Below are 9,104 nucleotides of genomic sequence, written 5' to 3' on the forward strand. Positions count from 1 at the left end.
TAAGAGCGCTGCAGGTTGTTCGCGGCATTGTAAGGTGCGCGAGACACATCATGCTCGCATTCGCCAGCAACTGCCCGAAGTGCTGCAGGCGATCGTGCCACTCGTGGGGACTTGGTCGAAACGGTGCTGGCCGAGCAAGGCGTGAGGCAGGGGCAATAAGGGCAGTTCTTCCGATCCGGAAACAGTGGTAGTCTTACCGAGTATTACCGACGAGCCGACGATGGAAACCACATCCGTAACCAGCAAGGGTCAGGTCACGATTCCGAAGCCGCTTCGGCAGCGATTGGGGCTCCATCGGGGCAGTAAGATCGAGTTCGTCGTTGTTGGCGATCGTGTCGAAATGCGCGTCGTCAGCCGGCCCGCCGCACTTGCGGAAAGCGGATTTGGAATGCTCAAGAGCAAACGTGCACCCGCGCCGGCGGATTTGGACCCGGCCAGCTTGCTGGTCAGGGGGAGGAAGGAGCGTGCTCGGCGTATGGGGCTGTCTCCGCGGGTCGTGGTTCCGGAGTAATTCAACATCCGGCGCCACGGCTGTTGGCTACATGACTACGCAGCGCCAGGCCGCATCGCCGCCGCAAGCGCCTCGAACGGCAACTGCACGCAGCGGTAGCGGCTCGGATGACCGTGCACCGGCGCGAACACCGCCAATTCGTCCCAGCCCGGCGGCGCGGGCGAGCCTTCGCGCAGCATGGCGGCCACCTGGGCGCCGATGCGCTCGATGGCGGCCAGGTCGGCGCCGGGCGCCCGCTTGCCGATCGCGGATGCGGCCGCGCGGCACAGCAGGCAGCCCTTGACGTCGTGCGCGAGCGCGCGGATGCGGCCGTCCGCAAGCGCCACCTGCATCTCGACGCAATCTCCGCAAAGCGGATTGTCGAGAAAGGCGCGGCCGTTCGGCGACTCGAGCGCGCCGTGGCCGGTAGCTTCCGCCGCCAGCGATTTGATCGCCTGCTGATAGATCTCGGCTGCGCTCGACACGCTTTCCTCGATTCGTCACCACGCGGATGAGGACCGCGGGCGGGCACTCGCGGCTGAGCACGCGCGCAGCCCGACAAGGGCAATACACGTAAACCCGGATCGCCTCACCTTATCACGGATCGCAGCGCGGGCGTCCGGAAGGCGCACGAGTGCGGCACGGTGCGACTTTGGCCCTCCGGCCGAGCCGGCGGCTATCATGCCGTTCTTGGGGCAGTTCATCGATGCCCGTAGAGGAATTACTTGGACGAAACCGCGGCACGCCAGGTCTTGCTCGTTCGCGCGGCCGAGGCAGCCGATGCCGCAAGCGCCCTGCTCACCGAGGACGATCGACGCTATGCCGCGCGCGCGGCGGCCGAGCTCGTGCGCTGGCGGGCGGCCGACCGCGGCGAGCGTGCGAGTGCCGAGGCATTCGTCGCCAAGCGCGCCGAGCTGCTGGCCGCGAAGCTCATCGAGCGCTCGCCCCGAACCGGCCGCGCGCTCGGCGCGATGCGCTGGCGGCCCTGGATCGGCATCGCGCTGCCGGCGATCGCACTCGCTTCGGGGCTCGTGGCCGAGCACATCGCCGATCCGGGGCGCGTGAACATCCTCGCCTTTCCGCTGCTCGGCATCATCGTCTGGAACCTGGCCGTATACGTCTGGCTGCTCGTACGCACGGTAAGGGCGATCGCGAGCCGTTCGAGGCGCCAGCCGGGGCGGGTGGCGCAGCTTCTCTCCGGTGTCCGTCGCAATCTGACTGCGCACGTGTCCGGACCGCTCGCCGGTGCGGCTGCGAGCTTTGCGCTCGATTGGGGAGAGCGCTCCGCACCGCTCATCGCAGCGCGCGCGGCGCGCATCCTGCATCTGTCCGCTGTTGCGCTGGCGCTCGGCGCCGTGATCGGACTGTTCCTGCGCGGGCTCGCGTTCGAATACCGCGCCGGCTGGGAAAGCACCTTTCTCGACGCGCCGGCCGTGCACGGGCTGCTCGCGTTCTTCCTCGGCCCGACGGCGCGCTTCACCGGCCAGCCGTTCCCGAGCGTGGAGGAGATCGCTGCGCTGCGCTGGGACGCCGGTGGCGGCGAGAACGCAGCCCGCTGGATCTATCTCTATGCTGTGACGACCGCGGCCGCGGTGATCGTTCCGCGCCTCATCCTTGCCGCCATCGCGTGGCTGCGGGAGCGCAGGCTGTCCAGCCGGTTTCCGCTCTCGCTCGACGAGGCCTATTTCCGGCGGCTGCTCTCCGGCTGGCGGGAAGCGCCCGCGCGTGTGGACGTGATGCCCTATGCCTATACGCCGGCCGAAAACGCCAGGCAGGGCTTGCAGCGACTGGCAGCGGCAATGTTCGGCGACGACGTGCAGGTGCATTGGGCACGCGGCGTCGCATTCGGCGACGAGGATGCGCTCGGCGCTGCGCCCGATCGTTCGTCGCCTGCGGCCGATATGGTCGTCGCGCTGTTCAATCTCGCGGCGACACCGGAAACGGAGAATCATGGCGTGTTCCTCGATCGGTTGTGCCCGCGCACGCCGGGCCGGCTCGCCGTCATCGTCGACGAAGGGCCCTACCGAAGCCGTCTCGGCGCGCAGGCCGGAGCCGATGCGCGTCTCGCGGAGCGGCGGCAAGCGTGGTCGGGCCTGGCGGCGACGCGCGGGGCGCGCGCCGTCTTCGTCGACTTGACCCTGCCGGAGCTCACGGCCGCGCAACGCGAGCTCGATGCCCAGTTGACCGGCCGGACCGTGTCCGCGTGAACGCGTGACGACCGAGCCGGCGACGATCGAGCCAGCGACGATTGAGCTTGGGCTCGTCTCGCATACGAATGCGGGCAAGACGACGCTCGCGCGCACGCTGCTGGGGCGAGAGATCGGCGAGGTTCGCGATGCACCGCATGTCACCGAGCTCGCCCAGGCGCACACGCTGCTCGAAACGCCGGGCGGGGATGTGCTGCGCTTGTGGGATACGCCGGGCTTCGGCGATTCGGCGCGGCTGGTGACACGGTTGCGCGCTGCGGACAACCCGATCGGCTGGCTCATGCGCGAGGTGTGGGATCGCTACCGCAACCGCCCGCTCTGGTGCAGCCAGCAGGCGGTGCGCACGGTGCGCGAATCGGCCGACGTGGTGTTGTACTTGGTGAACGCGGCCGAGGATCCGGGCGACGCCGGCTATGTCGCGCCCGAAATGCAGATCCTCACCTGGATCGGCAAGCCGGTGATCGTGCTGCTGAACCAGGTCGGGCCGCCGCGGCCGGCCACGGACGAGCGCGCCGAGTTGGATCGCTGGCGAAGCGCGGTGAGCACGTTCCCTGTCGTGCACGAGGTGCTGGCCCTGGATGCGTTCGCGCGCTGTTGGGTGCAGGAGGGCGTGCTGCTGCGCTTGCTCGGCAGCTTCCTGCCCGCGCAAAAGCAACCCGCGATGCGCCGGCTGGTTGCGCTGTGGCAGGCGCGCAACATCGATCGCTTCCAGCAATCGATGGGCGTGCTTGCGCAGCAATTGCTGGCGGCGGCCCATGATCGGCAGACCGTCGCGCAATCGATGCCTGAAGAACGAAGCCGGCGGGTACTGTCAGCGCTGGGCTTGGGCGCGCGTGCAGGCGACCAAGCCCGCGAGGGCGCGATGGCGGAGCTTGCCGAACGCCTGGATCGACACATCCGGACCAGCACCGACCGGCTGATCGCGCTGCACGGGCTCGAAGGCGAGGCTGCGTCGATGGTGCTCGAACGGCTCGAGACTCACTACAGCATGACCGAGCCGATGAGCGCAGGCAAGGCGGCCGCGGCCGGTGGCATCGCGTCCGGTGCGCTCGCCGGCCTGCTGGCGGATCTCGCCGCCGGCGGTATCACGCTCGGGGCCGGCATCGTGGCCGGCACCCTCGTGGGCGCGCTCGGCGGCGTCGGGGTGGCGCGCGGCCACAACCTGGTTCGAGGCGCGGACAAGGGATCGGTTGCGTGGAGTCCGTCGTTTCTCGACGGCCTGGTGCGCTCCGCGTTGCTGCGCTATCTCGCCGTCGCGCACTTCGGGCGTGGGCGGGGCGCCTATGCCGAGGCCGAAGCGCCCGCGTTCTGGAAGGACGAAGTGGCGCAGGCGGTCGACGAGCGCCAGCAAGCGTTCGAGGCCCTGTGGGAAAACGCACGTGGATCGGATGACGCTGCGCAGGCCGAGGCGGATCTGCAGTCGCTGCTCGCCGACGCGGCAATCCAGTTGCTCGAGCGGCTCTATCCCGGCGCGGTGCCCGCGACGGAAGACAGCAACACGATCCGTCAGGACGTCTCGCCGCGGTAGCGCACCTGGATCACCTGGGCGAGGATCGAAACGGCGATCTCGCGCGGCGCGCGTCCGCCGAGATTCAGCCCGACCGGCGCGTGGATGCGCTTCACCTTGTCGGCGAGCCCCGCTTCGGTGAGCCGCGCCACCCGCTTGGCATGCGTGCGCGTGCTGCCCAGAGCGCCGACGTAGAAGGCGGGGCTCGCGAGCGCCGCGATCAATGCCGGATCGTCCAGCTTCGGATCGTGGGTCAGAGTGACCACCGCGCTGGTCGAATCGAGCTTCAACTCCTGCAACGCTTCGTCCGGCCATGCGTTGATCAGTTTGACGCCTTCGAAGCGATGCTCGGCCGCGAACGCGCGGCGTGGATCGATCACGATCACGTCGAACCCGGCCAGTGTCGCCATCGGCGCCAGGAACTGGCTGATGTGCGCCGCGCCGACGACGATCAACCTCGGCGCGCGCGCGTAACTGCGCACGAACAGCTCTTCGTTTTCCGGCAAGACACCGCTGCGGTCCGCGATCAGCATGCGCTGCACGGCGGCCTGCTGTTCGGCGCTCAGTTCGAGCGCGCCCTGCCATGACATGCCGTCGAAGAGCGCCTGCGCCCCGTCGCGCAAGTTGATGACGAGCGCCGCCGATGCGTCGGCGGCGGTGGCCACACGCAAGCGCTCGTACAGGGCCCACTTCATTCCAGGCGCTCCACGAACACGCGCACCTTGCCCCCGCAAGCCAGCCCGACTTCCCAGGCCTGCTCGTCGGAGACGCCGAATTCCAGCGTCCTGGGCTTGCCGTCGGCAATCACGCTTACTGCCTCGGTGACGACGGCGCCTTCGATGCAGCCGCCGGAGACCGAGCCCACGAATTCGCCGCGATCGTTCACGGCGAGGTGACTGCCCTCGGCGCGCGGCGACGACCCCCAGGTCTGCACCACGGTGGCAAGCGCCACGCCTCGGCCGTCGCTGCGCCAGCGCTCGATGTGCGGAAAGATCTCGTCGGCGTCCGTGCTCATGCGAGTCTCCATGTCAGTGCAGGCAGCCTGCGGCCGGCCGATGCGGCCTGGGAATCTGCAAGGTACTCTGCCGCGCAGTCGACATTCCTTACGCGCGCGCCCGGGGCTGAATCGCGATCCGACAATGTGCAACCGTTTGTCATGACAAGCCGAGGGAGGCGACGCGGTGTGCTGCTTGGCGCAACCTCAAAAAAAACCGACCACCCCGTCCGCGACGTTGCCGCGTCCCGCCCCTCCTTGGTAAGGAGGGGAAATGTCTTCGTTCTCCCCTCCTCTCAGGAGGAGGGGTGTCGGCGCAGCCGACGGGGTGGTGTGGTTTTGCTCGATACCACCCCGTCCGCGACGTTGCCGCGTCCCGCCCCTCCTTTGCAGGAGGGGAGGAGGCCGCTTGGACCCGCTGCGGCGCATGGAAAAAGGGGTCCCCCGCGGATGCCGTCAGGCCCAGGATCTTGAACCGGAGGTTCAAGGCGGCCGCGTTCCCAGCACCTTCAGGCAAGTCCGCATGGGACTCGCACACCGGTGCTGCCTAGGTTCGCGACCTGGGTTACCCCAATTTGTTGGTTCAAGCTTCGCTTATGGCCTGGTCGAACACCGCAGGGGATAGCTGGTACGACGCGTGCGCAAGCACATTCGCCTTGCGCGCCGCGCTTCAAGCGGGAACCCAGCGGGAACCGACGTTGCCTAGAAGAGCTTTTCCTGCTCCGCGATGGCGCTGTCGATGCTCGCCTGCATGGAATTTATTCTACGCTTAAACTCTGCCACATCAACCCCGCCCGGCACCTTGGTGTGCAGCAGCTCGCTGGCGATCGAAAGCGCGGTCATGATGGCAATGCGTTCGAGACCGATCACTTTGCTCTTGTCGCGCATCTCCAGCATGCGCCGGTCGACATACGCCACGGCTTCGAGCAGCTGGCGTTCCTCGTTGTCGGGGCAGGTAACCCGAAACTCGCGCCCCATCACCTTGAAATCGATCTGCTTGACTGCTGCGGCCATCAGTTGTCCCCGGGCAGGCGTTCGAGCAGGGCTTCCAGCCGTGCCTTGGCGGCATCGACTTTCTCGCCCAGGCGCTTGTTGTCGCTCACGGCCTGCGCGAGTTGCTGGCGCAGACCCCGGTTGTCGTTCCGCAACTGCTGGGTCAGCTCCACGAGCTGGCCGATCTTGTCTTCCAGCGCTTTGAGGTCCGCTTCCATGAGCGGCAACTATAGTTTGGAAAAACTCGGTCGGTCAACTGGTAAGATCGTAATGTGAATGTATTTTGGAGTTTATGGCTAAGCCCCCGATGACCAGCGCCGAGCTCTATTTCCGGCTGCTGAGCTACGTGCGGCCTTACTGGCGTGCGTTCGCCGTCTCGATGCTCGGGATGGCGGTGGTGGCGGCCAGCGAGCCGGCGCTGCCGGCGCTGATGAAGCCGCTGCTCGACGGCACCTTCGTCACCCGCGACCCGGAGATCATCCGGCTGATGCCGATCGCCATCGTCGTGCTGTTCGCGGTGCGCGGGACCGCGAACTTCGTGGGCAGTTACGCCATCACCTGGGTCGGCAACAAGGTCGTGCTCGATCTGCGCAAGGCCATGTTCGAGCGTCTGCTGACGTTGCCCGCTGGGTTCTATGGCGATCATCCGGCCGGCAACCTGTTGTCCAAGATCACCTACGACGTCACCCAGGTGACGCGGGCGGCCACCAACGTCGTCACGGTCGCGGTGAAGGACATCCTCACCATCCTCGGGCTCCTGGGCTGGCTGTTCTGGCTCGATTGGCGCCTCACCTTGCTGACGCTCGTTACGGTGCCGGCAATCGTGGCCATCGTCCGGGTCCTGAGCAAACGGCTGCGGCACTCGAGCCGCGAATCGCAATACGCCATGGGGGATCTCACGCAGCTTCTGGAAGAAGCGATCGAAGGGCAGCAGGAGGTGAAGCTTTTCGGCGGCCAGGTCTACGAAGCGACGCGTTTCAGCAAGAACGCCGATCGGGTACGCCGATTTGCCATGAAGCAGGCGAGCGCGGCGGCGATCAACGTACCGCTGGTGCAGATGGTGGCGGCATCCGCGGTTGCACTGATGGTGTTTCTGGCCACACGTCAGGCGAGCGCCGACGTCGCCAGCGTCGGCGGATTCGTTTCCTACATCATCGCGCTGCTCATGCTGACCGCGCCGCTCAAGCGCCTCACCTCGGTCAACGAGCACCTGCAGCGCGGGCTGGCCGCTGCGGAATCCGTTTTCGGCCTCATGGACGAGCGAAGCGAAGAGGACCACGGCACCCGCGAGCTGGGGCGTGTGCGCGGCGAGCTTCGTTTCGAGCGTGTCCGCTTTCGTTATCCCGGACGTGCGATTGATGCACTGCAGGACATCGAGCTCACCGTGCGACCGGGGGAAACGGTCGCCCTGGTCGGTCAATCGGGTAGCGGCAAGACCACGCTGGTGAGCCTGGTGCCGCGCTTCTACCACCCGACTTCCGGCCGCATCCGGGTGGACGGCCAGGACGTGCAAGATATCCGGCTGACGAGCCTGCGGGAAAACATTGGGCTCGTATCGCAACGCGTCGTGCTGTTCAACGACAGCGTGGCCGCGAACATCGCCTACGGCGACATGCGTAACGCCGACCACGATCGAATCGTCGCCGCAGCGGAGGCCGCGCACGCAATGGACTTCATCCAGGCGCTGCCGCAGGGTCTCGAGACACCGATCGGCGAGAACGGCGTCAAGCTCTCGGGCGGACAGCGCCAGCGCCTGGCCATCGCTCGGGCGCTTCTGCGCGATGCGCCCATACTCATCCTCGATGAGGCGACGTCGGCGCTCGACACCGAATCCGAACGCCACGTTCAGGCAGCGCTCAATACCCTGTTCGAAGGCCGCACCACGCTCGTGATCGCGCATCGGCTCTCGACCATCGAGCGCGCCGACCGTATCGTGGTGCTCGACCGCGGGCGCATCGCCGAAATCGGCACGCACCGGGAACTGCTCGATCACGGCGGCGTCTATGCCCGTCTTTACTACATGCAGTTCGAGTCCGCGGCCGAAGAGGAAGCGGAGACGGTGGCGCATGGCGCGAGCTGACAATGCCCGGCCCAGCTCCCGGGTCGGCATTTGCTCGTGATGTCCGAGCCGCCACTTCCGCCAGTGATCGTCCGAGACGCACCCGCGGCACTGACCGATGCAGTGGACTTTTCCCGAGTGCGCCGCGTGCTGGTGGTGAAACTGCGCTTTCACGGTGATGTGCTGTTGGCGACGCCGGTGTTCAGCGCCTTGAAGAAGCGCCATCCTCACCTCGAAATCGACGCCCTGATTTATCAGGAAACGCTGGATATGCTGACGTTTCATCCCGACATCGCGCAGATCCATTGCATCGATCGCAGCTGGAAGCAGCTTGGAATCTTCGGCCACCTGCGCTCGGAGAGCGCCCTGTTGCGGCGTTTGCGCTCCCGCCGCTACGACCTGCTGCTCCATCTGACCGAACACTGGCGCGGCCCGATCCTCAAGCGCCTGCTCGGAATTTCCCTGGCGGTCACGCAACGCTACGCCCGGCGGGAGCGCAGTCGCTTCTGGCAGCACAGCTTTACGCATTTCTATGCGAGGCCGAGAAATCCTCGCCACAAAGTGGAGAGTCACCTCGATGCCGTGCGCCGGATCGGCGTCTATCCGGAACCTGACGCCAGGGCTCTGCAGTTGGTTCCCGGGCCGGAAGCGCAGACCAGCGCGCGCACCAAGCTGGCACGGTTGGGGCTGAACGACCGGTCATTCGTTCTGGTTCATCCGACGTCACGCTTTCTTCACAAGTGCTGGACGGTCGAAGGCATGGCGGAGCTGATCGATCGGCTGCAGCCGCACGTGCCGGTGTTACTGACTGCGGCGCCCAGCGCGCCCGAGCTCGAAATGGTCGAGGCGATCCG

Annotated in this window: 10 protein-coding genes and 1 other RNA gene; 5 read left to right on the forward strand and 6 right to left on the reverse strand. The window is 66.8% G+C overall.

The window, feature by feature from the left end; genetic code table 11:
* The first annotated feature begins 220 nt into the window (after nt 1-220).
* Entirely contained in the window at nt 221-511 is a 291-nt protein-coding gene (locus GEV05_29045; GenBank protein ID MPZ47338.1) for an AbrB/MazE/SpoVT family DNA-binding domain-containing protein, read from the forward strand.
* A gap of 35 nt (nt 512-546) precedes the next feature.
* Here the strand turns inward: GEV05_29045 and GEV05_29050 are convergent, their stop codons facing one another.
* Nucleotides 547-957, reverse strand: coding sequence for an iron-sulfur cluster assembly scaffold protein (locus GEV05_29050; protein ID MPZ47339.1), 411 nt, complete (start codon nt 955-957; stop codon nt 547-549).
* Between the two features lie 258 nt (nt 958-1,215).
* On the opposite strand from GEV05_29050, the gene GEV05_29055 reads away from it, so the two are divergent.
* Nucleotides 1,216-2,697, forward strand: a complete 1,482-nt coding sequence (locus GEV05_29055; protein MPZ47340.1) for a DUF2868 domain-containing protein — start codon at nt 1,216-1,218, stop codon at nt 2,695-2,697.
* 25 nt (nt 2,698-2,722) lie between these two features.
* Nucleotides 2,723-4,225, forward strand: a complete 1,503-nt coding sequence (locus GEV05_29060; protein MPZ47341.1) for a DUF3482 domain-containing protein — start codon at nt 2,723-2,725, stop codon at nt 4,223-4,225.
* Here GEV05_29060 and GEV05_29065 read toward each other — a convergent pair.
* The 5 genes from GEV05_29065 to zapB all read right to left on the reverse strand — a co-directional run bounded on the left by GEV05_29065 (nt 4,204) and on the right by zapB (nt 6,409).
* Nucleotides 4,204-4,899: a xanthine dehydrogenase gene (locus tag GEV05_29065; GenBank protein ID MPZ47342.1), complete on the reverse strand. Its 696-nt coding sequence runs from the start codon at nt 4,897-4,899 to the stop codon at nt 4,204-4,206. The genes GEV05_29060 and GEV05_29065 overlap by 22 nt on opposite strands.
* Nucleotides 4,896-5,219, reverse strand: a complete 324-nt coding sequence (locus GEV05_29070; protein ID MPZ47343.1) for an XdhC family protein — start codon at nt 5,217-5,219, stop codon at nt 4,896-4,898. Before GEV05_29070 ends, GEV05_29065 begins: the two co-directional genes overlap by 4 nt.
* Before the next feature lie 416 nt (nt 5,220-5,635).
* Nucleotides 5,636-5,822: non-coding RNA, 6S RNA (ssrS, locus tag GEV05_29075), on the reverse strand.
* Nucleotides 5,823-5,900: 78 nt separating this feature from the next.
* The gene (gene zapA / locus GEV05_29080; GenBank protein MPZ47344.1) at nt 5,901-6,212 is read right to left on the reverse strand and encodes a cell division protein ZapA; all 312 of its coding nucleotides are present in this window, start codon (nt 6,210-6,212) and stop codon (nt 5,901-5,903) included.
* Nucleotides 6,212-6,409 carry a cell division protein ZapB gene (gene zapB / locus GEV05_29085; protein MPZ47345.1) on the reverse strand — a complete coding sequence of 66 codons (198 nt, stop codon included), beginning with the start codon at nt 6,407-6,409 and terminating at the stop codon, nt 6,212-6,214. Before zapB ends, zapA begins: the two co-directional genes overlap by 1 nt.
* An 89-nt stretch (nt 6,410-6,498) precedes the next feature.
* Here zapB and msbA point away from each other — a divergent pair, with 89 nt between their 5' ends.
* Nucleotides 6,499-8,271: a lipid A export permease/ATP-binding protein MsbA gene (gene msbA / locus GEV05_29090; GenBank protein MPZ47346.1), complete on the forward strand. Its 1,773-nt coding sequence runs from the start codon at nt 6,499-6,501 to the stop codon at nt 8,269-8,271.
* Nucleotides 8,272-8,310: 39 nt separating this feature from the next.
* The coding region (gene rfaQ, locus GEV05_29095) for a putative lipopolysaccharide heptosyltransferase III (GenBank protein MPZ47347.1) at nt 8,311-9,104 on the forward strand (794 nt) is incomplete at its 3' end.

This window comes from Betaproteobacteria bacterium, assembly GCA_009377585.1.
Classification (GTDB): Bacteria; Pseudomonadota; Gammaproteobacteria; order Burkholderiales; family WYBJ01; genus WYBJ01.

Coding starts and splice junctions, on each gene's coding strand:
- GEV05_29045 (MPZ47338.1), top strand. CDS start 221: ATGGAAACCACATCCGTAACCAGCAAGGGTCAGGTCACGATTCCGAAG.
- GEV05_29065 (MPZ47342.1), bottom strand. CDS start 4,899: ATGAAGTGGGCCCTGTACGAGCGCTTGCGTGTGGCCACCGCCGCCGAC.
- msbA (MPZ47346.1), top strand. CDS start 6,499: ATGACCAGCGCCGAGCTCTATTTCCGGCTGCTGAGCTACGTGCGGCCT.
- zapB (MPZ47345.1), bottom strand. CDS start 6,409: ATGGAAGCGGACCTCAAAGCGCTGGAAGACAAGATCGGCCAGCTCGTG.
- GEV05_29070 (MPZ47343.1), bottom strand. CDS start 5,219: ATGAGCACGGACGCCGACGAGATCTTTCCGCACATCGAGCGCTGGCGC.
- zapA (MPZ47344.1), bottom strand. CDS start 6,212: ATGGCCGCAGCAGTCAAGCAGATCGATTTCAAGGTGATGGGGCGCGAG.